This is a genomic window from Paenibacillus sp. fava2, assembly GCF_058313675.1.
This window is the reverse complement of sequence record NZ_CM177755.1, coordinates 4921223-4942916: the sequence shown is the minus strand read 5'-3', so window position 1 is coordinate 4942916 and position 21694 is coordinate 4921223. Positions and strand designations below refer to the sequence as shown.

29 protein-coding genes are annotated in these 21694 nt (G+C 49.4%); 27 read left to right on the top strand and 2 right to left on the bottom strand.

Annotated elements, in window-relative coordinates; translation table 11 throughout:
* The first annotated feature begins 37 nt into the window (after window positions 1–37).
* From spoIIAA to AC4G46_RS21685, 27 genes are all read left to right on the top strand, one after another.
* A complete protein-coding gene (spoIIAA, locus tag AC4G46_RS21815) occupies window positions 38–391 on the top strand; it encodes an anti-sigma F factor antagonist (protein ID WP_491124553.1) in 354 nt (117 codons plus the stop codon).
* Complete coding sequence (gene spoIIAB, locus AC4G46_RS21810) at window positions 388–843, top strand: anti-sigma F factor (protein ID WP_491124552.1); 456 nt, start codon at window positions 388–390, stop codon at window positions 841–843. Before spoIIAA ends, spoIIAB begins: the two co-directional genes overlap by 4 nt.
* Window positions 844–854: 11 nt before the next feature.
* Window positions 855–1610 carry an RNA polymerase sporulation sigma factor SigF gene (gene sigF, locus AC4G46_RS21805; protein WP_039875115.1) on the top strand — a complete coding sequence of 252 codons (756 nt, stop codon included), beginning with the start codon at window positions 855–857 and terminating at the stop codon, window positions 1608–1610.
* An 851-nt stretch (window positions 1611–2461) separates the two neighbouring features.
* Window positions 2462–2923, top strand: coding sequence for a PM0498 family protein (locus AC4G46_RS21800; RefSeq protein WP_491124551.1), 462 nt, complete (start codon window positions 2462–2464; stop codon window positions 2921–2923).
* Window positions 2924–2954: 31 nt separating this feature from the next.
* Window positions 2955–3386 (top strand): hypothetical protein, encoded by a 432-nt coding sequence (locus AC4G46_RS21795; protein WP_491124550.1) that lies wholly within the window; start codon window positions 2955–2957, stop codon window positions 3384–3386.
* On the top strand, window positions 3364–3666 hold the full coding sequence (locus AC4G46_RS21790; RefSeq protein ID WP_491124549.1) for a hypothetical protein: 303 nt from the start codon (window positions 3364–3366) through the stop codon (window positions 3664–3666). The genes AC4G46_RS21795 and AC4G46_RS21790 overlap by 23 nt, the downstream gene beginning before the upstream one ends.
* A gap of 139 nt (window positions 3667–3805) precedes the next feature.
* A complete protein-coding gene (locus tag AC4G46_RS21785) occupies window positions 3806–4342 on the top strand; it encodes a barstar family protein (protein ID WP_491124548.1) in 537 nt (178 codons plus the stop codon).
* A 55-nt stretch (window positions 4343–4397) separates the two neighbouring features.
* Window positions 4398–4781: a 1,4-dihydroxy-6-naphthoate synthase gene (locus AC4G46_RS21780; RefSeq protein ID WP_491124547.1), complete on the top strand. Its 384-nt coding sequence runs from the start codon at window positions 4398–4400 to the stop codon at window positions 4779–4781.
* A 32-nt stretch (window positions 4782–4813) separates the two neighbouring features.
* A complete protein-coding gene (locus AC4G46_RS21775) occupies window positions 4814–5371 on the top strand; it encodes a hypothetical protein (protein ID WP_491124546.1) in 558 nt (185 codons plus the stop codon).
* A 50-nt stretch (window positions 5372–5421) separates the two neighbouring features.
* Complete coding sequence (locus tag AC4G46_RS21770; RefSeq protein ID WP_491124545.1) at window positions 5422–5700, top strand: hypothetical protein; 279 nt, start codon at window positions 5422–5424, stop codon at window positions 5698–5700.
* Window positions 5701–5894: 194 nt separating this feature from the next.
* Window positions 5895–6299 (top strand): Imm10 family immunity protein, encoded by a 405-nt coding sequence (locus AC4G46_RS21765; protein ID WP_491124544.1) that lies wholly within the window; start codon window positions 5895–5897, stop codon window positions 6297–6299.
* Complete coding sequence (locus AC4G46_RS21760; protein ID WP_491124543.1) at window positions 6296–7189, top strand: YxiJ family protein; 894 nt, start codon at window positions 6296–6298, stop codon at window positions 7187–7189. Before AC4G46_RS21765 ends, AC4G46_RS21760 begins: the two co-directional genes overlap by 4 nt.
* 28 nt (window positions 7190–7217) lie before the next feature.
* Complete coding sequence (locus tag AC4G46_RS21755; protein ID WP_491124542.1) at window positions 7218–7673, top strand: hypothetical protein; 456 nt, start codon at window positions 7218–7220, stop codon at window positions 7671–7673.
* Between the two features lie 415 nt (window positions 7674–8088).
* Complete coding sequence (locus AC4G46_RS21750; RefSeq protein WP_491124541.1) at window positions 8089–8295, top strand: hypothetical protein; 207 nt, start codon at window positions 8089–8091, stop codon at window positions 8293–8295.
* A 35-nt stretch (window positions 8296–8330) separates the two neighbouring features.
* On the top strand, window positions 8331–8525 hold the full coding sequence (locus AC4G46_RS21745; protein WP_491124540.1) for a hypothetical protein: 195 nt from the start codon (window positions 8331–8333) through the stop codon (window positions 8523–8525).
* Complete coding sequence (locus AC4G46_RS21740) at window positions 8515–9024, top strand: hypothetical protein (protein ID WP_491124539.1); 510 nt, start codon at window positions 8515–8517, stop codon at window positions 9022–9024. The genes AC4G46_RS21745 and AC4G46_RS21740 overlap by 11 nt, the downstream gene beginning before the upstream one ends.
* 173 nt (window positions 9025–9197) lie before the next feature.
* On the top strand, window positions 9198–10781 hold the full coding sequence (locus AC4G46_RS21735; RefSeq protein ID WP_491124538.1) for a sigma-70 family RNA polymerase sigma factor: 1584 nt from the start codon (window positions 9198–9200) through the stop codon (window positions 10779–10781).
* Between the two features lie 28 nt (window positions 10782–10809).
* The gene (locus AC4G46_RS21730; RefSeq protein ID WP_491124537.1) at window positions 10810–11574 is read left to right on the top strand and encodes a metallophosphoesterase family protein; all 765 of its coding nucleotides are present in this window, start codon (window positions 10810–10812) and stop codon (window positions 11572–11574) included.
* A gap of 38 nt (window positions 11575–11612) precedes the next feature.
* Window positions 11613–12122 (top strand): hypothetical protein, encoded by a 510-nt coding sequence (locus tag AC4G46_RS21725; protein ID WP_491124536.1) that lies wholly within the window; start codon window positions 11613–11615, stop codon window positions 12120–12122.
* Window positions 12123–12152: 30 nt separating this feature from the next.
* On the top strand, window positions 12153–12389 hold the full coding sequence (locus AC4G46_RS21720; RefSeq protein ID WP_277468477.1) for a hypothetical protein: 237 nt from the start codon (window positions 12153–12155) through the stop codon (window positions 12387–12389).
* A gap of 110 nt (window positions 12390–12499) precedes the next feature.
* Entirely contained in the window at window positions 12500–12811 is a 312-nt protein-coding gene (locus AC4G46_RS21715; protein ID WP_491124535.1) for a hypothetical protein, read from the top strand.
* Between the two features lie 210 nt (window positions 12812–13021).
* Window positions 13022–14080 (top strand): FecCD family ABC transporter permease, encoded by a 1059-nt coding sequence (locus tag AC4G46_RS21710; RefSeq protein WP_491124534.1) that lies wholly within the window; start codon window positions 13022–13024, stop codon window positions 14078–14080.
* A 2-nt stretch (window positions 14081–14082) separates the two neighbouring features.
* Entirely contained in the window at window positions 14083–15117 is a 1035-nt protein-coding gene (locus tag AC4G46_RS21705) for a FecCD family ABC transporter permease (RefSeq protein ID WP_491124533.1), read from the top strand.
* 36 nt (window positions 15118–15153) lie between these two features.
* Window positions 15154–16194: an NAD(P)/FAD-dependent oxidoreductase gene (locus AC4G46_RS21700; RefSeq protein WP_491128948.1), complete on the top strand. Its 1041-nt coding sequence runs from the start codon at window positions 15154–15156 to the stop codon at window positions 16192–16194.
* A gap of 163 nt (window positions 16195–16357) precedes the next feature.
* A complete protein-coding gene (locus AC4G46_RS21695; RefSeq protein ID WP_491124532.1) occupies window positions 16358–17917 on the top strand; it encodes a spore germination protein in 1560 nt (519 codons plus the stop codon).
* Window positions 17907–19112: a Ger(x)C family spore germination protein gene (locus tag AC4G46_RS21690; protein ID WP_491124531.1), complete on the top strand. Its 1206-nt coding sequence runs from the start codon at window positions 17907–17909 to the stop codon at window positions 19110–19112. The genes AC4G46_RS21695 and AC4G46_RS21690 overlap by 11 nt, the downstream gene beginning before the upstream one ends.
* Before the next feature lie 30 nt (window positions 19113–19142).
* Entirely contained in the window at window positions 19143–20240 is a 1098-nt protein-coding gene (locus AC4G46_RS21685; RefSeq protein ID WP_491124530.1) for a GerAB/ArcD/ProY family transporter, read from the top strand.
* Window position 20241: 1 nt separating this feature from the next.
* Here AC4G46_RS21685 and AC4G46_RS21680 read toward each other — a convergent pair whose 3' ends face one another.
* Window positions 20242–20469 (bottom strand): YczF family membrane protein, encoded by a 228-nt coding sequence (locus AC4G46_RS21680; protein ID WP_491124529.1) that lies wholly within the window; start codon window positions 20467–20469, stop codon window positions 20242–20244.
* Between the two features lie 131 nt (window positions 20470–20600).
* Window positions 20601–21659 (bottom strand): ABC transporter substrate-binding protein, encoded by a 1059-nt coding sequence (locus AC4G46_RS21675; protein ID WP_491124528.1) that lies wholly within the window; start codon window positions 21657–21659, stop codon window positions 20601–20603.
* Window positions 21660–21694: the final 35 nt, after the last annotated feature.

The following is a 21694-nucleotide window of genomic DNA, read 5'->3' as shown; positions in this document are numbered from 1 at the left end:
GGGTGGTTTGAAAGCAACGAAGAGGAGAGTGGCAAGTATGAATTCCCATGTGGAGATGGAGCATCACCGGGGTGTGCTGGTTGTCCGGTTGTATGGAGAGCTGGATCATCATGCAGCCGATTATGTTCGGATGGAGATGGATGAAGCCATCATGCGGGGCCAGGTCGAGCATCTGATTCTCAGCCTGAAGGAGCTGCAGTTCATGGATAGCTCCGGTCTCGGTGTTATTCTTGGAAGGTACAAGCTGATCCGCAGCAAGGGCGGTAAAATGGCAGTCTGTGATGCCACTGCACCCGTGAAGCGGCTGCTGGAAATGTCAGGCCTGTTCAAAATCATGTCCTTATATGACAACGAGAGTGCTGCACTCTCGGATTTGGAGGTTGCGTTATGACAAAGAATGAAGCTTCTAACTTCATGAGTGTCCAGTTTGCCGCCCTCTCGGAGAACGAATCGTTCGCGCGTGTGGTGGTAGCGGCCTTCGTTTCGCGGCTTGATCCGACCATGGATGAACTGAACGACCTGAAGACGGTCGTATCGGAAGCAGTCACCAACTGCATCATTCACGGCTATGACAGTAACCCCGAAGGGATTGTCAGCATCTCGGCGAGCATCGAGCATGAAACCGTACATCTGACCATTGAGGATCAGGGTAACGGGATTGAGGATCTGGAGCTGGCACAGCAGCCGCTGTATACGTCCAAGCCGGAGCTGGAGCGGTCAGGAATGGGCTTTACGATTATGGAGAACTTCATGGATGCCTTCGAAGTGACCAGCGAGCCGGGCCGGGGCACCTCCATTTCCATGAAGAAAACAATCGTCTCCAAAAAAGCTTTATACAATTAGGGGTTGGAGCCATGGAAGCAGAATCAAAAAAAGCTCCGCCGACCTATTTGGACGATGCGGAGGTCAAACGTCTTATCGCGCTCAGTCAGGCCGGGGATAATCTGGCCCGCGACACGCTCGTAAGCTGCAACATCCGGCTCGTCTGGTCGGTGGTGCAGCGGTTTATGAACCGCGGATACGAGCCGGATGACTTGTTCCAGATCGGTTGTATCGGACTGCTCAAGTCCGTCGACAAATTCGACCTCAGCTATGAGGTCAAGTTCTCCACCTATGCCGTGCCGATGATCATCGGCGAGATCCAGCGCTTCCTGCGCGACGACGGAACCCTGAAGGTCAGCCGCTCCCTCAAGGAGATGGCCAACAAGGTGCGCAAGATGAAGGACGAGATGTCCAAAACGCTGGACCGCCTCCCGACCATCGGCGAGGTTGCCGAGGCACTTGGTGTAACACCCGAAGAAATCGTGTTTGCCCAGGAGGCAAACAAGCCGCCGACCTCGATTCACGAGACCGTCTTCGAGAACGACGGCGACCCGATCACCCTGATCGACCAGATCGCCGACGAGTCGCAGGAGCGCTGGTTCGACAAGCTGGCGCTGAGCGAAGCGATCGGCGCGCTCACCGAACGCGAGCGCCTGATCGTCTACCTGCGCTACTACCGCGACCAGACCCAGTCCGAAGTCGCCAGCCGCCTCGGCATCTCGCAGGTACAGGTGTCGAGGCTGGAGAAGAAGATCCTCGCGAACATCCGGGAGCAGATTGCCCAGTAGGGTGGGGCGGGGAGCGTGGCGGGTTGGGAGCCGACAGGAACAAATGTAAAAGTGAAAGTGAATGCAGGGTTGGGACAGTATGCACAGGTGACAATTGTGCGCGTAACAACGTAAGTTCGATCGGTATGTGGCAAGAAAGCGCAAGACTGAGTGTGTAAGGACATGAGTAACAAGTATCTGGAATGGCCGAGTGTGATTAGGTCAAGGGCAGAAGTGAGTGTAAAAGTCGAGGCAGTCGGGATGAGAGTAGCAAGTAGCATAAGTAGTGAGAGTAGCTAGTAAATGTAAATGCTGGGAACGCAGTACGGTCCTTTGAGCAGGGTATGGAGAATGATGTGACGGGTGCAGTATACGGTACGGTTTAAACCGCCTCGGGAGGGGCGGTTTTTTTTGCTTTTGAAATGCAGAAAGTGGAATTAGCGCTACCGGTTACACGCCTGGTACCTGATTCCACGGGCATACGCACTGATTTCGCTCCTCCAGTAGCTGAAGATGGTGCCGGAGGATGCTAACGGACCGTACAGCCCTTATTTTTACTCTGGACCACTATTCAGATTTCTAACGGACCCCAGCGCCGTTATTTCCTCCCAAACAGACGTTTTTGGAGTAAATCACCGCAGATAAGAGCACCTGAGTCCGTTAGAATCCCCAAAGGCGGCTTTTAGCAAAAATAAGATCATCTGGGTCCGTTAGAGCTATATTATTTGCGGATACGGTATTATGATTTAAGTAGGAGCGCTCAATTAACTGAATCATAACGGAACATAGTCGAAGAACCTCGTTAATATGTTTCGCTTACTTTTCGACGCTAGTCTAAACCTTGAGTAAATAAACTTGCAGGAGGCCTAAAATTGCTACTGAACCAATTAATGAAAAGTTATATAAAAGGTATTAATAAAAGCGATCCCGTCCAGCAAGTCGAACCGAATTGGTTTTCCTTCACACTATGGGAGGATTGTATATTACTCGAGAACAGTCTAAAGAATGTAACCTTACCGGAGAGTTTTAGCGCAACGCGTTACGATGACCGGACATCAATGGAAGCAGATTTCAACCATCTTCATATGGATACACTATTTACGCAGGAAGTAACGCCGGTATCTTTATTACAATCAGCTCTGAGCCTATTAAATGAATGGGAGCGAAAACTAAAAACAGAGTATCCTGAAAGAAGTTTTCATTTAATTTTGTCCTATGATGGTGAGGATGTTGTGGTAAGGTTTTACGGCTTAAGAGGATCTGAATTGCCATGGGTAGATATTGATAATTTGGAGAATTACAAACTGGAAGGTGTGCTGGTGAAGGTTATTTAAAGGAATAGCAGTTTGTGAGGTGTAAGGAAAGTTGCCGAATATAATTGATCTCTCAACAAAAATCTGGCAGTTACAAGAGATGAACTGGCTGCATTTCTCAGTGGAAGAACAAAAGAAATGGAATCGGGATTTTGAAGATACAGTTGGGCTGCTTATAGAAAAGATTGAACAGAACAATTCAGATGCATCGGTGTTAGTTTTTATTAAAGAAAAGGATCAGGAGTCATACTTGATGCCTGTTGAAGTCATGTTCAAGGTGTATCAGCAGATCATTATCCTGGACTACAAAGTGCTAGATCATCTTCGAGAATTTGCCGGCTATTTATCATTTTATGGCCCTGATTGGGAGGACGAGGCAGCTGATATTATTCAATTTTTAGGCGAGGGGAAGATGAGTGAAGCGAAAGAAGTTGCTTTGGGGGTGGATTATGATAAATATAATGAACATGCGGATTTGGAATAAACAGAGGCGCATAAGGAAGGAAACGGGAACTAAAATAGTCTCACTGCTTAAAGAACTGAACTACAAGGAAGTAATAATCAATAATACCGTCGTTTATACATCTGAAGGAAAGTATTTAAAGCTAACCTTTATTAGGGGTTTAAAATCATACGTTTTAGAATACGCAGATAGTTATGATGAAGCTGAGAAAAATCTTTTTGAAGATGGTGATTTGTTTCCGTTAACAATGAATGAAGCGGAGCTGCTATGTAAGATGCGTGATGAAATTATTAACTTATAACCAGAAGTTGGCCAAACGTTGATTAATATTATAATGAATGAGACATCCCTCGAATTAAGCAACCGGAACTCTATCACCGGAGAAATTTATTTTCAAATGGGAGATTCTTTTTTTTCTGAGTTGAACTTTACTTTCATGGATGGCCCAGGAGAAATCTATGTTTACAAACACGTATGATGTCCTATTAGGCGATCCGCATTTCTATATAACGGATTGTAGTATTTCGGATTTTTGTGATTTTCAATGGAAGTTGAACCGAGTGTCCGAAAAGAATATATTTGCAGGCATGATAAGAGGCAAGAAATGTAAAACAGTGAACGGACTCTATGACGAATTCTCTGCTGTACTCCAGTTCCCGTATTATTTTGGTGAAAATTGGGATGCTTTCAATGATTGCCTGAATGATTTGGAATGGATAGCGGCTGATGCCTTTGTGCTGTGTATCAGTAATGCAGAGAATATAACTCATCTTGGGAAGAGTGATTTTGTATACTTGCTTGAGTTACTGTCTACATCAGCAAAAGAATGGGAAAGCGGACGAGAATATGGCTCACACTCTACTCCTCCTACACCGTTTAAGATATTATTTCATTGTGAGAAGAGCAAATTTGAAGGATTTAGTTTAATCTTACGTGACATGGGTATCAGACTTGAGACTTTGCAGGTTAAAATGTAGCGGCACTTGAGTGGGTTATTTATCAGTTCCCATTTCATATCTTTGAGGTGAAAAGATGCCACATCACAACTTAAATCTGTTTTGCAAAATTTATTTGGATACTGACCTTGATAGATCTATCATATTGTCTGATATTAGCGGAGCTATTGGTGGCCAACCGGGGCCGTATTCGAGTTTAGTCCATGGGATTTGTGATCTCGATGTTATAAGAAATGATGATTTTAACGAACAGAAAAGGAAAGTACTCCCTGACGGATTTTTGTTCTCAAAAAATTTAATTGAAATTGAACCGAGTAAAGGTATTCGCACAGAAACATATATTTCTACAATCTCATGCCTGCTCGAAGGATTATGGGAAAGAGGTTATAAAGCTGTGGCTTCGTGTGATTTTGAAGAGTTGTTGCTTAATAAAGGCGGGTACAGCCAACTACAAGAATGAATGCATTCAACAACATCCCGGAGGACCCCATAATGCTGATGAACTTTAACGACCTTGGCAGTTATCGTCGTGCCCGAGTTTGGCTGGATGAATCCCCGTTTGAGGCCTACCCAGCGAGGGAGAAAGTCGAGCGCGCCTTTCCTTTGATAAACTGTGCATGTAAAAAGCAATGCAAGCTCATATTAGAGCTCGTACTAGCTGCCCGGATGGTGAGTAACTATGCCTGTATTGGAATTTCATATTTTCCGTCTGATGCTGCCGAACTGGTGGTTCAAGCCGGGATCGGCAGCAACGATGATGAGATCATTGAAGATGTAATTGCTTTACAGCCAGAAGAAGTCAGACGCGGAATTCCGGAGGAATATATTATTGCAATGTTCGATGAAATACATACGTTATCTATAGATCCCGCTTTTCTTCTGCCATCAGGAACGATAGTCATTCATACCGGGGCTCACGGGGAAGTGGGATCAAGTCCGGTCAGCTTCCGGCAGACAATGAGTGTGCTTTTGCGGCTTATAATACTGGAGAATAAAACTCCTGAGTCAGTGCGAGAGACTATTGTAGATGAACTCGGCAGAATGAGTTAACCTCAGTTAGCCTGTTAAATTAATTACAATCCAAAGGAGCCACACACCGCATGTTCGACGATATAGACTTTTCCCCGGGAATCGTTACTTATGACGGAACGAAATTTCTCGATCAGGAGGACATTTTTCAAGTTGCCTATCGAGAAGATTCTTATACGCTGGATGTTGGCTGGTACCGGAGAGTATTTAAGGTACTTGTGATTAAAAATCTGGATTGGGAAAAGCCGGCACTGGAAAAAAGATGCACGAACCCGGAGCAGCTACATGAGCTGGTGAAGGAATGTGCAGATTTTATTAGAAAGAGATTGGAGACTGAACGAGATAGTTAATAGGATTTAGACATAACCAGAGCAGTGTTTTCCTTAATTGGAGGAACGCTGCTCTTTTTTCGCTTACTTCTACGTTCATTCACCATATTCTGACTACAATTTCGTACAAGAGAAGGGTTATCCTGTATGGATGTTGAAATTATTTACAATGAACCTTTTATTTGAATAAATTAGGAACCACGGAGGCGGAGAGTATGAGCACATTTACTGCAAGTTTTATATACGCACAGGCTGATGACGAGAATGATGTTCTAATGATAGGCTTCGCTGACGACCAATATGAGCCGCAAGAGTATATCCTCCTCCAAAAAACAATGCATCCCGATGAACAGGACCTGGCGCTGGGCTTTGATAAAACCCATATTACTTACAACGATGAATCACAGTCACAGTATGGCGGAATCGAAAAAGTGCTGCTTAAACCAGGCTCAATCGAAATTTCTCTGGACGAAGAAGCTGTTGAAGCATTGGACTGTGAAGCAGCGGTGGTGCGGGTTAATTTTGATCCAGGGACACTTAAATTAGAAGAGCGTAGAGAACTTTTTGAGCAGATGTTTGGAGAGTTGCTTGAAATAGATGCTGAAGCGAGCCTGCTATGATCTACCTGCTGCTATATTCAGACGGGCAAAAATGGTATTTCGAAGCAGATGACGAGGGCGTAGTTTATAGACAAATGCTATTGGAAGAGGGCAAGGCGAGCAGGATTTCTAATGTGAAAAAAGATGACTTTTTCCTGGCAGAACATAAATTGCAATTAGACGATCCTGAACTGGAGTCCATCTCCCAAGCCGCATTCGAGGCAGTCTGGAATAAACTCATCAAGGAGCAGCTGCCGGATTGGCTCGAAACTAAACATACCTTTACACAGGGCACCAAAATATTCGGCTATCTAGAAGTGCTATATCCGCATGGAGTTATTGTAAGCATCCCGGATAATAAAGCCCTCGGACTTGCTGACTATGACGAATGTGCTGCACATGCCGGGCATCGCAGTATTCATAAAGGCTTGTTAGTTGAAGCAACTGTCAGCGGATATGATGAGGTCAATGGTTGGCTTTTACTGGAGGAGCCGCGTGTATGGGGATTTAGAGAGGAGTCCAGCATGACAGACCAATCAGCAGCTAATAAAGAGCTGACACTAGTCTATAAAACGTTACACCGCTCATTTCCTTATCAGGATTCAGCACACTTGAAGGAGGATTTTGCAGAAGCCTTTGCACATTTAAAAGAGGGATCGTTTGGCGTAGACTTCAGTGAATATTGTGCGTTAATCGCCGGCACGGTCAGTTACGTTATTCATAACTCTGTTGCTGAGATTCCTGAGAGGCAGCTTGATCTGTTGCAAAAGAGCTTTTTTGAGCGCTATCCGGCGTATGGTTTTATCCAGAGTAGTTTGAATCATTATCCCACAATCTCAGCGGATCTGGAGGATCATGAGCGTGCCAGGGGGATGCTGCTTAGTCTAATACACGATATTGGTGGGGCATAACCTATTCGAATAAAAGGAGGCAGAGAAAGTGAATATAAAAGTTCACACGATGCAAAAGCTGCTCTCATTAAGCGTCATACTGGTTCTGCTTATCGGTATTACACTGTACTCCGGGTATTCCTCAGGTCAAGCCGAGATTAGCTATCGGACCGATATCAAACCGATCAGCGAGCGGTTCCCTAATTTGACAGGTATTGATAAGGTCTATTGGAGCGGAAGCACCATCGGCGGAGATTTTGGGCCGACTAATTATGTACTGCGGGGCTATGTGTTTCTGAGCCAAGCTGCCGCTGCATCGCTTAAAAAGGACTATGCCTGGGAGAACGAGTTGATCATTCCAAAGCTGCAGTATGATTTTAAAGGCAAGCTTCAGCATTGGAGCAACAGTGATGATTTTGATGCCTATATAAAGAGTTCCAGCTACACGGGCCATTTTTATTTTGATCAGAAGCATAATGTGCTTTATTTTGATGTGGAGCGGTAATATCTTGAGGTACAGTTTACACATAGTTAGGAATATCGGAGGTGTAGGGAATTAAGGAGAGACTTAAATATTATGTTCCGGTGTATTTATGCGGATATTGCATATCCATATGGGTCACGGGCGTTCCTAAATGGTATTACCTGCTTCCGGTCAAATTGATCCCCTTATGCCTCATGATGATTGCAGGAAACAGCTTATATAATATCTCTGTTAAAAAAATGCCTCTATATGCTGTTAAGCTCCTTATCTTAAAATACATATTTATCTCAATGCTGCTTTTGTTCATTTTTGCTTTGTTTTATCAGCTTCTGCTGACCTATTCAATTGATATATCTCCATTAATCGGTGTTTGATACTGGCATACACTATATTTTGAAGGACCAGATCTAGTAGAGAGAGAGGAAGAAATACCACTGTGAAAAAAGCATTCAACACCTTCAGCGCGATTGTTCTGACTCTTTTCTTGTTAACTGCCTGTCAATCCAATCCACAACCGGCCCAAGAAGTGCGTATGAGACTGAGCGATGTCAACAAGCTGCTGGATGATCATAAAATGGTTTTTAAAGAAGCAAGTGCTGCGACCCCCCCACAATCATCAGCCAAACTGCGAACGCACAAGTAACCTTTATTTTTCCGCTTACCTACCAGACCCTGCATGTGTACGAGTTTGAGAATACACAGGATTTGGCCGATGAGCGGGATAATCTGCTTGAACGGTTTGAAGAAGCTTATTTTGACGCAGAGGTTGTAGAGATCGTACATAATAATGTGTACATGGTCACAGCTAAAGATTTAGGGGAAGAGGAGTCAGAGCTGGAGCGGCAGGTTAGGGAGGCTTTACATGCAAATTGATCAAATACTATCTACAATGAAAAATCACCGTCTGCATGAAATTTTTTCAGTAGGCGTTGTAGACTTGGAGGAATCAGGACTAGCCGAATTCGTTACCTTAACGGACCGCCTTTTCGTCGAATTTGGAGAAGTGCTGGTTAAAATTGAAACGATTGAGCAATATTCGAAATTGGCACTTACGGTAGTGAATAGTATTCAATTCGAAGTAGATCTTGAAGATGTCATTTTGGCAAAAGCAAGAATAGGTAATTTTGTTTTTAACAATCCTTTGACCGATAATAAGGTAGCGAAAATTGTGTTATACAATATGGAAAGTAAGACTGAGAAACTCATATGCGACGCCTTGAAAATAGTTTTGTTAAATCAGCAGGAAATCTTTATCGATCCGTCCTTTTTAGGGATTAATATCGGAGGGCCTGAGGTTGAAGCCATATGGAGGCATAACTTAGCAGATAACTATATACCTTTGCCAACGTTACTTAATATCAATTCACAATGATACATATCCAACTCTCCAGATTTGCTAGTCCGGTACCCCCTCGCTCTCCGTAGCCACTCCCACCCCCTTTTGCCCATCCCATTCCATATGCTACAGTTATCCAACACAAGGTAACCTTTTAGCCCCTAAACGGCACTTATAGATAAGAACATGTGAAAAGAGGTCCGGCAGGCATGGAGACGCGGTGGATTGAGGAAGCACAGCAAGGGGATACGGAAGCGTTCGGGCGGCTGGTGGCGCATTTCCGCGGGATGGCGTTTGCGGTGGCGTATGACAGGCTGAGGGATGTGCATCTGGCGGAGGATGCCGTGCAGGAGGCGTTTCTGGAAGCCTATACGCATATCGGCAGGCTTGAACAGCCGGCTGCTTTTCCGGGATGGTTCAAGACGATCGTCGTCAGACAGTGCCAGCGGGCGCTGCGGCGTAAACGGTATGCCAGCCTTCCACTGGAAGACGCATCCCATCTGACGGACGGGTCACAGACAGTAGCTGAGCTTGCCGAGCAAAAAGAGGGCGCACGCATTCTGCAGCAATCGGTGGCGGAGCTGAGTGACCGGCTGCGGGTGCCGCTGCAGCTGTTCTATTTCTACGGCTACTCCCTGCTGGAAATCTCTGCTTACCTGAACATCCCGCAATCCGCGCTCAAAAAGCGGCTCTTCGATGCCCGGCGCAAGCTCCGCGGAGCACTGCCTGTCATCGACCTGGCTTCGGTGTTCAACAGCTTATATGAAGGAGGCAGGAATATGCTGCATATCGTGAACGGAGATAGTGTGGGGAATATGCTGAAGCAGGGCATCGTGCAGGGGGATGTGCTGGTCTGGAGGGAAGTGTATTCGGCCGGGCCGAATTTTGTGAATACTGCAGGTGAACAGGAGCGTGCCTTCCGCGCCAAAATACTCGAACAGTCTATGGGCATCCCGTCAGCGGAATATATGGCAGGCTGTGCGGAACAGGAGGAGCAGCTGCGCGGTTACAGCCGCTATGAGGAAGTGGTGCTCTGGTTTGAACATGACCTGTTCGACCAGAGTATGCTGGCCTGCCTGCTGCACTGGTTCAAGGGGCAGAGACTAGGCAGCACCAGACTCAGTCTGCTCTGCATCGGGGAATTTCCCGGAATAGAGCTGTTTCACGGGCTTGGCCAGCTGACTCCGGAGCAGCTCAGTACGTTGAATGGAACATGGCGGAGTATCGGGCCTGAAGAGCTGGAGCTGGGCAGCGAGCTGTGGCAAGCCTATGCCGCCTCTTCACCTGAGCCGATGGCTGATCTGCTCGAACTGAGAAAAGAAGAGCTGCAGGCATCTGCTCTCACGTTTGCCTATGCAGCATTCCAGGCTCATCTGTCACGCCTGCCTTCGGTGGAGAACGGGCTTGGCATCGTGGAGCAAACGACCTTGCTTAAGATACGCAGCGGAGCCGACACTCCGATGAAACTGTTCCGGCAGGTGACCGATGAGCTGCATGTGCTCGGGATGGGCGATCTGGAATATTGGCTGTATCTGCTCGGGATGGTACAAGGAGCGAACCCGCTAATCCGAATTGACGGTGCGGAGGCTGCGGACCATTGGGATTTCCGGCAGGTGCCGGATTTTCTGAACCGCAAAGTAACAGCTGCAACGCTGGGAGAACAGGTGCTGGACGGTATAGAGGACCGGGTGGCTGCACAGGGGATTGATGTGTGGTACGGAGGACTGCATCTGCATGGACACTCGGTTCCTTGGCGGTGGGACAGTCTGGCGCAAAGACCCATGCGCATGTAGCTTTTGATGCTATAATAAGGTTCTGATAATGACTGGGAAGGAGTGGAAGATCATCAGAACCTTAGTGATCAGTGATATTCATGGCTGTTACCGGGAATTTAACGCGCTTTTGCGGAAAGCGGACTATAACCCGGAGCGGGACAAGCTGGCGCTTATCGGCGATTATGTGGACCGGGGGCCGAACAGCAAGGCCATAGTGGATCAGGTGATGTCCCTCCATGCGGAATTTGGGGCGATTGTCCTGAAGGGTAATCACGACAAAATGGCCTGCGATGCGCTGCTCAGCGACGATGAGGACAAGCTCGACCTGCATTGGCTGAACAACGGCGGGTTTTATACGCTCGCCAGCTACGCAGGGGCGGATGCGGATTTCGTGCAGCAGGACCTGGGCTGGGCGGAGTATATCCGGATCAAGCACTGGATCAGACAGGCGTACAAGCATCATCTGGATTTTTTAAGCTCACTGCCGCTGTATCATGAGACGGAGGACCATCTGTTTGTGCATGCGGGGATCGATCCGGCGCTGGCGGACTGGAGAATGCAGAAGGATTATGATTTTATCTGGATCAGGGAGCCGTTCTACAATCATCCGGTAACGAATACAAGCAAAACCGTTGTGTTCGGCCACACCCCAACCTTCGAGTTCCAGGACGACCCCGGCATCTGGTTCAGCCCGCACGGCGACAAAATCGGCATAGACGGCGGCTGCGCATACGGGAAGCAGATGAACTGCCTGGAGATTGGTGAGGAAGGGTATAAAAGCTACAGTGTGCGGCTGGGTGAGAGCAGCTGAAGAAGGGTAACTCGATATCCATTAACAAGGAGATGAACATGGACAGCCAGGCAACGGGCAATATTACATATTTCAGTGTGCTCAAAATCTGCTACAGGCTTTACGGAGTGTATTTATTCGTAACAGGATTTCTTGATATTCTAAGCTATGGAGCGTATTTCCTTAGTCTTGAAGCTTATCTTCAGCTGCTGGTAATGGCAAAAATAGAAGATTTGTATTCGGCTGTACTTACTCTGTTGAGCGGAATTATTTTAGTGGTACTAAGTGGGAAATTATCCGCAAGTATCGCAGATCCACGGCAGGAGCTTTCCTTCGCGGCAGAGCAGCTTCAGCATATCGTTTACTACGCGCTGCATTTCGTGCTGACTATGACACTGGTTCCGTTAACGATCAACATTTTGGCCGGAATAGCGGTTCTTTTTTACGGATCAGCCGAAGGATGGGATTGGAGCCAAATCACTATAATCGCAATGATGTTTCTCTTAGGTTGCATTTTATTTCTGGCAAAGAAAAACTGCCGCAGGCTCGTGCGGTTCATTATTAAATAAGCTCGTGATCAAAAAACGGAGGTTATGCTGATGAAAAAAATACTGTCCCGCATCGGGCTCGGACTGCTGGTTCTGCTCATCGTATCCATCGGGGTATGCTTTTATATCGGTGCATTTACGTATGCTTTCAGGCTTATGATCCTGCTGCTGTTTGTGTTCGGCGGCATGGGGGCCATTTATAAATTGAAGAATGACGAATATATGTATAACGGATACACAGGCAGCAGACGCAGCGACAGAGAGGAGTACGAAGAATATACACGGTAACGGACAGTTCATGGCAGACGGAGCAGAGCAGGCTAGAGGTCTGCCCGGACCATGGCGTACATAGAATGGTAGAAGTCATCATCTACTCTACTGCAGCAGGAGGCTTGCGTATGGATGAGAAGATTCAGGCTCTTATGGAGTCCGTTGATGCACTTGTAACCGATATCATAGAACCGCTGCGCCGGAAAATGATCAATGAGCCCGCCTTTGCCAGACTGTATGCCGCACTTGAGGAAATAGAGCTTGTAATTAGGCAGGAGCAGCAGATTGACAGGCAACTGGCAGCGCAGCTGTTTCTGGTCTATTCGCAGCTGGTAACCCAGTCCAATTATGTGTATGATAAAAGTCCCTTTGTCCCGCATATCGGCAAACTGCAGGGGATGATCCGAAAAATATTCGGCGGCGCTCTGCAAAATGTATAAAAGTAAGCGCTTCACAGTGCCCCGTTATGCTCTGCTGCGGCAGAGGACAACGGGGCTTTTTCGTATGCAGGCGGCAGAATAAAACGCTGGCAATAGATTTTTTTGGGAGGACATTTGGATTTGTCCATTGCCAAACCATGGTAATCTGTCTTACAATACAATACTATAGTGATAATGAGAATCAATTTCAAGAGAATGGGTGAGAGGGTAATGAATCAACAGGCAACTGCCGGACAAGGGCAGGCCCGGACTGCGGATCCTGTGAAGTTTCGTTCACGCCCGTGGGCGGCAACGCTAATTTTGATATGCGGTCTGATTGCCCTGGTGTTCGGCATTGCAGTTTCCGTGTCCTTTGGAGCGGCGGATATCAGGCTGTCCGTGGTATGGACCGCTGTATTTCATTTTAATCCGGATCTGACGGATCATCAGATTATCCGCGAGCTGCGGATGCCCCGGGTGCTCGGCGCGGCGATGGTTGGTGCAAGCTTTGCTGTTGCAGGCGCTATTATGCAGGGGATGACGCGTAATCCGCTGGCGGACTCGGGGCTTATGGGGATTAACTCCGGTGCCGGATTCGCGCTGGCGGTATGCTTTGCCTTTTTCCCGCAGCTTCCGTTTATGTATCTGATCCTGTATTCCTTTATTGGCGCAGGTATGGGTGCGGGAATTGTCTACGGGATTGGCTCGATGTCCCGGGGCGGTCTGACTCCAGCCAGGCTGGTGCTGGCCGGCGCGGCCTTCAGTGCGCTGCTATCCGCGCTCAGTGAAGGAATCGCGTTATATTTTAACATCGGACAAGACCTGGCCTTCTGGTATGCCGGAGGAGTAGCCGGAACGAAATGGTTCCAGCTCAAGATCATGTTCCCGTGGATCGGCGGAGCAATTATCGGAGCAATCGTCCTGTCCAGATCCATCTCTATGCTCAGTCTCGGTGAAGATGTTGCCAGGGGGCTTGGACAGCGTACAGGGCTGGTCAAGCTGGCAGGGGCATTAATCGTGCTGATTCTGGCGGGGGCTTCAGTATCAGTGGTCGGGGCAGTGGGCTTCATCGGCCTGATTATCCCCCATCTGACGCGTTATCTGGTCGGGGTGGATTACAAGTGGATTATTCCCTGCTCGGCAGTGCTCGGCAGTCTGCTGGCGATCTTCGCCGATCTGACGGCAAGAATGATTATTCCCAAGCATGAGACCCCATTCGGTGCCATAATCGCCCTGATCGGCGTGCCTTTCTTCCTGTATCTGGCCCGTAAGGAAAGAAGGGAGCTGTAACCATGCAGAGAATAAGCGTACCGTCCTACGAATCGGCAAGACGCAGACGCGGGCTGACGATTCTGGCAGCGATAGCTGTACTTATTATTATTGCTTTTATTATTAGTGTGAACACGGGATACATACGATTAACACCGCTGGAACTGCTGAATACGATGCTGGGGAAGGGAACGGACAAGCAGGAGCTGATTCTGTTCGATTTCCGGCTGCCGCGCATCGTCATCTCGCTGCTGATCGGAGCCGGGCTGGCTGTTTCCGGCGCGGTTATGCAGGGCGTCTTCCGCAACGATCTGGCTGATCCCGGTATTCTCGGCATTAATGCCGGGGCCGGGCTGATGGTCATGCTGATGGTTTCCTTCTATCCAACGACCAATGCAGCTCCGGTTTATTTTCTCCCGGTCATTGCGTTTGCCGGAGCCGGCCTGACTGCCGCTCTGATCTATGCGCTGGCCTATAAGCGGCATGAAGGCATCAAGCCGATCCGTCTGCTGCTGACCGGTGTTGCCGTTGCCGCCGGGATCAGCGCCGCGATGATTGTACTCACGCTGCGCCTTGATCCCGACAAATATCAGTTTGTCGCGACCTGGCTGGCGGGCAGCATCTGGGGAACCAGCTGGAAGTTTGTATTATCACTGCTGCCTTGGATTGTCATCCTGGTACCTTATGTCATCTACAAGGCGCGGGTAATGAATGTGCTCAACCTGGGTGAACAGACAGCAGTCGGCCTTGGAGCTAACGTCAATAGAGAGCAGTTCAAGCTGCTGGCCGCCGCCGTGGGTCTGGCTGCCGCCAGCGTTGCCGTCAGCGGCGGGATTGGCTTCGTCGGCCTCGTCGGACCGCATCTGGCGCGGCGGCTGGTCGGGCCCAAGCACCAGCTGATGCTGCCGGCCTCAGCATTGCTGGGCGCTCTGCTGGTGATTACGGCCGATACGATCGGCCGCTGGATCCTGCAGCCGTCGGAGATACCGACCGGCATCGTAGTCGCCGTCATCGGCGCACCTTATTTCTTGTATCTGCTGGCACGTACGAAATCATAGCTGCTCGGCCATCATTCAACCGGAGGGGATAACATGATTGATCAGGAACTGGAATTATACGACGTGACAATAATCGGCGGGGGACCTGCCGGAATGTATACGGCTTTTTACAGCGGGATGAGAGATCTCAAGACGAAGCTGATCGAAGCCAAGGAAGAGCTTGGCGGACGAATGCGGATCTATCCCGAGAAAATGATCTGGGATGTGGGCGGTGTGACACCGACCCTCTGCGGTGATCTGATCAAGCGGCTGGAGGAGCAGGCCCGCACGTTTGAACCGACTATTGTGCTCGGGCAGCAGATCATCAAGCAGGTTCGCCAGGAGGATGGTACGTTTATACTGACCTCAGCTACAGGCGAACAGCACTGGACACGGACAGTGATCCTGGCCATCGGCTACGGCATTCTGCAGATGGCCAAGCTGGAGATTGAGGGAGCCGACCGTTACGAGGTAACCAACCTTCATTATACCGTGCAGGAGCTGGAGCCGTTCCGCGGCAAGCATGTGCTAATTTCCGGTGGCGGTGACTCGGCTGTGGACTGGGCGAATGAGCTGGAGAGCATCGCAGCCAGCGTTACGATTGTTCATAGAAGAGACCAGTTTGGCGGACATGAGAAGAACATTTCCCGCATGAAGGCATCATCGGTCAAGGTACGCACACCTTATACAGTGAGCCAGCTGCACAGCAATAGCGGCGAAACTATTGATCAGGTCACAATTACCCATGTCGAATCCGGCGAGAGCGAGCAGTTCACTATAGATGCGGTCATTGTGAACCATGGGCTAAAAGCCGACTTCGGCCCGCTGCGTGACTGGGGTCTGGAGATGGGTGAATGGTGGGCCAAGGTCAGTCCCAAGCTGGAGACGAATCTGCCCGGTATTTTTGCCGCCGGAGATTTCGTCGATTATGACAGTAAAGTCCGCCTGATCGCCGGGACATTTACTGATGCGGTGCTGGCACTGAACAGCGCCAAGCTGTTTATGGACCCGGATGCTCCCAAATATGCTTATGTGTCCTCCCATAATGACCGGTTCAAAGAGAAAAATAAAGCGCTGGGCGTAATTGACGACCACTAGCAGACAATAACAGAATAGAGAACAATACTGGCTGTCAGCCTGCAGGTATTCTGCGGGCAGGCAGCTTTTTTGATGTTTTCAGGGTCTCCATACCCTCCCGTCCATTCCATAAGCTGCATAAAAAGAGTTTAGCAGGCGAATAGTAAGCAGGGAGGTGCTGAGCATGCCGAAACAACAAACACAATCCAGTCCGGGAGAGATCGCAAGCAGCGGAGAGGAGAGTCCGCCCCTTTCCACGGATCTTGAGGACACTCTCAAGCAAATCCATGAAAGACTCGGCAACAGTCCGGATGTGAATGTACGCAAGTATGTGACCCTTGATCATGAGAACCATGTAGCAGTTCTGTATATTAACGGGCTTATAGATAAAGAGCTTGTGGACGAGTATGTCACTCATGCCCTGTCGTTTGAAGAACTTAGGGACAAGAGTCCTTCTGCCGGGGATCTCTTTCTTTTTGTCAAGGAAAAGGCACTGAGCATCGGTAAAGAAAAAGTGGTAGAGGACCAGAACAGCTTGCTGGAAGGGCTGTTGTCCGGGGATACCGTCATTCTTTTCGACAAACTGGATAAGGGAATCAACGTATCGACAAGCGGAGGTGAAGGCCGGTCCGTTACCGAAGCATCGACCCAGGTCAATATCCGCGGCCCCAAAGAGAGCTTTACCGAATCGCTCGGGACGAACGTGGCGCTGGTGCGCAAACGGATTAAAAATCCGAATCTCTGGATTGAGACGCTGACGATGGGCTCCGTAACCAAAACGGATGTTTCCATTGCCCATATCCATGGCCTCGCCAAGGAAGAGACACTGCAGCAGATCCGTAAAAAGCTGGCGGACATTCACGTCGATTCCATTCTGGAATCCGGATATATTGAACAGCTGATCGAAGAGAATAATTACTCGCCTTTCCCTACGCTGTACAATACAGAGCGCCCGGATAGTGTAGCCGGAAATCTGCTGGAGGGGAGAATTGCCATTTTTGTGGACGGCACTCCATTCGTGCTGATTCTTCCGGCTACCTTTTTTATGTTTTTTCATACTGTTGAGGACTATTACCAGCGCTATGATATTACTTCGGTCATCCGGGTGCTCCGCTTTGCATGCCTGCTGGTATCGCTGTTCGGTCCGGCGATTTTTGTTGCTGCGCTTAATTTTCATCAGGAGATGATCCCGACGCCGCTGCTGATTAATTTTGCCTCACAGCGTGAAGGGGTGCCGTTTCCGGTCGTAATTGAGGTGCTGCTCCTGGAGGTTACTTTTGAAATCATCCGTGAAGCCGGTATCCGGATGCCCTCCCAGATCGGTCAGACCGTCTCCATCATCGGCGGTCTTGTCCTGGGCCAGGCAGCAGTCCAGGCGGGGATCGTCTCTCCTGCGATGGTCATTGTCGTTTCCCTTACGGGAATTTCCAGCTTTGCGACACCGGCCTTTAACATGGCCCTGTCCATCCGAATACTCCGCTTTATTATTACCTTTGTTTCAGCCTATATAGGGCTGTACGGAATTGCTATTTTCGGGCTAATACTGGTTGCACATCTGTGCAGCCTCCGCTCCATGGGTGTGCCTTATATGTCTCCGCTTGCTCCCTTTGCGCCGGGGGACCAGAAGGATATTTTCCTGCGGACACCCCTGCACTTCATGAAGACCCGCCGCCGTTTGCTGAAGAACGATAAAGCACCGGGAGCCGCCGTTCAGACCAGCCAGGGCAGCCGTCATGAAAAGTAGGCTGGCATTGCTGCTTGCGGTCTGTATCAGCTGCTCCCTGGTGCTGAGCGGGTGCTGGAACAGCCGTGAGCTGAATGAGCTGGCGATCGTCAGCGGAATCGGTATCGACAATCTGGACGGCAAGCCGGGCTACCGCGTGACCTTCCAGATCATTAACCCGTCCTCATCTGCGCAGACAACGGGCTCGGCAAGCAATCAGCCGCCGATTGTCATTGTTACTGCAACGGACCGCACGATCTTTGGGGCACTCCGCAAGGCGTCAAGACGGGCCACCCGCCAGCTGTTTTTTGCCCACACCCAGCTGGTGATCATCGGGGAGTCACTGGCCAAGAAGGGAGTCACCAGCATCTTCGATATTTTCGAACGGTCGCATGAGCTGAGGCTAAATTCGGCGGTACTGGTCTCCAAGGATACGGATGCGGCCTCCGTCCTGAAGCTGCTGACCACGCTGGAGAGCATGCCTTCCTTGGGCCTGTTGAAAAAAATGCAGAATACCTCCAAGGTATGGGGCGAGAACCGCAGGGTTACTGTATTTGAAGTGATTAACGGGATTACCGGGGAAAGCGATTTTACCATTAATGGGGTCCAGATCGTGGGCGATGTTATTGAAGGCCAGAAAAAAAGCAGTCTGGAGCAGTCCGACCCTATGGTCGGGTCGCTAATGAGCGGCTTAGGCGTTTTTAAGGAAGGGCAGCTGATCGGCTGGCTGAACGGACCTGAATCCCGGGGGACGCAGTGGATGCTCGATAAGCTTAATGAAACCAACGTGAATGTGGATTCCCCGGACATGGAGGAGGATATTGCCGTTAACATTTTCTATTCCAAGACGGGGGTGAAGGTAGAGCTGCGGGAGGGAAAGCCGGTATTTCATGTCCATATCCGGGAGGAAGGGATCATTAATGAAACCGGAGGTTTCGTCGATTTAAGCAAGGAGGATGAGCTGAAGGCGCTGCAGCAAGGGATTGCGAATAAGACAGCGGCTGAAGTCAGGCTGGCGGTTGAGACTGCACAGAAGATGAAGACGGATATTTTTAACCTGGGCAACGAGCTGAAGCGGACCCATCCGGAACAGTGGGCGAAGGTACAGGGGGATTGGAGTTCCGCATTTGCCGAAGGGGAGCTTGATCTCCAGGTTGAAGCTTATATCCGCAGTACGGGAATGCGGCTCAAGCCATACATTCCAGCCAAAAAATAAAGGTCTGTCAAGGAACGGGGGTAGCCATTTATGCGAAAGGAAGTCATTGGTCCGTTTCAATTGTTCGCCATGATCGTTCTGTTTGAACTGGGAACGGCGGTTGTTGTCCCGATCGGCCTGGAGAGCGGCCATGCAGTATGGATTTCCATCCTGATGGCGCTTCCGGGCGGCATCCTGCTGTTTATGGTCTATACTTATCTGTACCGTCAGTTCCCGGATCTGGTGATCAGCGGGTATACCCGGAAAATACTGGGGAAATGGATCGGCTGGCCGCTAAGCCTGCTGTACCTGCCGGTTCTGACCTATAACGGTTCCAGAAATCTGCGGGAGGCCGGCGATCTGCTGATCTCCTCTTCGTATGACCGGACACCGATCTTTATCATCAACTCCATTATGGTTATTGCCGTAATGTTTATTCTCTACCATGGCATAGAGGTGTTCTCAAGAACCTCGGAAATATACTTCTGGCTGATTGTGTTTATGGGATTGATTTCGAATTTCGTTGTCATTATCGCCGGTCTGGTTCAGTTCAAAAACCTGTTTCCGGTCCATCCGGGCGAATGGGGAGAGGTGTTCAAGTCCGCTTACCCGAATATATGGATTTTTCCCTACGGTGAGCTGGTCTGCTTTACCGCGGTCCTTCCTCATTTCAATTCCAGGAACAAAGTCCGCAGAACCGGCACCGGTGCCATTGTACTGAGCGCCCTGCTGCTCAGCTTTACACATGCGATAGAGATGTCGGTGCTTGGACCGGACATTTACAGCCGGACTACCTTCCCGATGTTCACTACGATAACACTGGTAAATGTAGCGAATTTTCTCCAGCGGCTGGACGCGCTTGTGATTTTGACGCTGATTATCGGCGTTTTTTTCAAAATGTCCATTTACTGCTATGCTGCGGTTTCGATTGCCGCGGATTTATTTCATGTCAAAGAGCCCCGGAAGCTGGTTATTCCCGTGGGCTCGGTGGTGCTTTATAGTTCCTTTGTCAGTGCAGAGAATTTTCCTATCCATATGAATGACGGGAAAATATTTCTGGAAAATGTCTTGCCCTTCCTGTGCGCGGTCATTCCCATTTTGCTGTTCATTGTGCATCTGATCCGGCGCAGGTTCGGATGGTACCGGTAGCTTATTTGCGTGCGGATTTGCGGGGCTTGAGCAGATCTGCAGCGGCAAAAAGAAAAGGAAGGGCAGCGAAGATAATCATGCAGCAGGCCTCCTGAAAGGTCGTCGTGGCAAACGCTGAGGTAACCGAGAGCAGGGAACGGCTTATGCTGGTACCTCCAATTACATCCACGCCCACAATCATCCCCAGCGTCAGCAGGGCAAGCACCATATAAATTCCAATGATCTTCATACCTTTGATCCTCCTGTTTCCTGCGATTCAAGGTCTCCGCCGGAACGGAAACTAAAGGTATTATCACCGTTTCCTGTCTTGGATAGTCAAAAAAAGGCTGGCGGGCAAGAAGACCCGTCAGCCATACTGCATTATTGTCCTGAAGTAAGCCAGTCTGCCAGCTCCTCTGTCTGCGAGAGAACGGCAATCGGATCGTAATACCACGAACGCTCCTCTTTCCAAATGTAAATATGGCCATTTTTCACTGCAGGCAGACTGCCCCAAATCGGATCAGTGCTGAAATCCTCAATCGTCTGGTTGTTGTCAGTTACAATGAGATAATCTCCGGCATAGCCGGGCAGCATCTCGGCAGAAATCTCTGCCCACTGCTTCTCCATAATTACATCAGCCACTGCTGCCGGAGGTTTGCGTCCAAGCGCCTGGTAGACCGCCTGTCCGCCGCGTCCGAAGTTGTCCCCGTAAGCCCAGGTGGACTTGTCCGTATGCTCCAGAATGCTGAAGGTAGCTTCAGCCGGGATGGCTGCGTCCACTTTGGCTTTGGCTGCGGCAATACGCTTGTCATAGTCATCCAGCCAGTCTTTGGCCTCCTGCTCCTTGCCCAGCAGCTTACCGAAGTAAGTCAGCTCCTCATGGGCATTCTTCAGATCACCGTAAGGTACAATGACTGTCGGTGCAATCTGGCTGAGCGTTTCATAGGTTTCGGCATTTCCGGAAATAATCAGGTCGGGCTCCAGGGCTATGATATTTTCGGGAGCCATCTTCCCGTAGGTTCCGGTGTCTGTAACACCTTCAAGTGCCTCTTTAAAATAGACATTCTGAAGGGTCAGGCCAGGTGCCCCAACCGGAATCGTTCCCAGGGCAATCAGGCTGCCGAGGTATTCTTCGGCCACGATCCGTTTCGGCTCTGCGGGAATTACAATTTCGCCGTTGACGGTGGTGACGGTTTTGACGGCTGCAGGTGCAGCGGTGGCCTCCGGCTGCGGAGACGCAGAGGCCGGGGCACTGCTTGCAGTATTGCTATTTGCAGTAGCCGCACCGGCATTGGTACTGCTGTTGCTGCAGGCTGAAGCCATAAGGGCCAGCGTTAAAAGCAGGGGATACAGGATCCAGTAGGTTCGTTTGGTACTGCGTGTGTTGCCGTGCTGCCCGATATTCAAAGCAATTGCCCCCTTGTGTCTATTGATTTTCATTCTCATTTACATCTTACTGATTTCCGTCCTGGAAG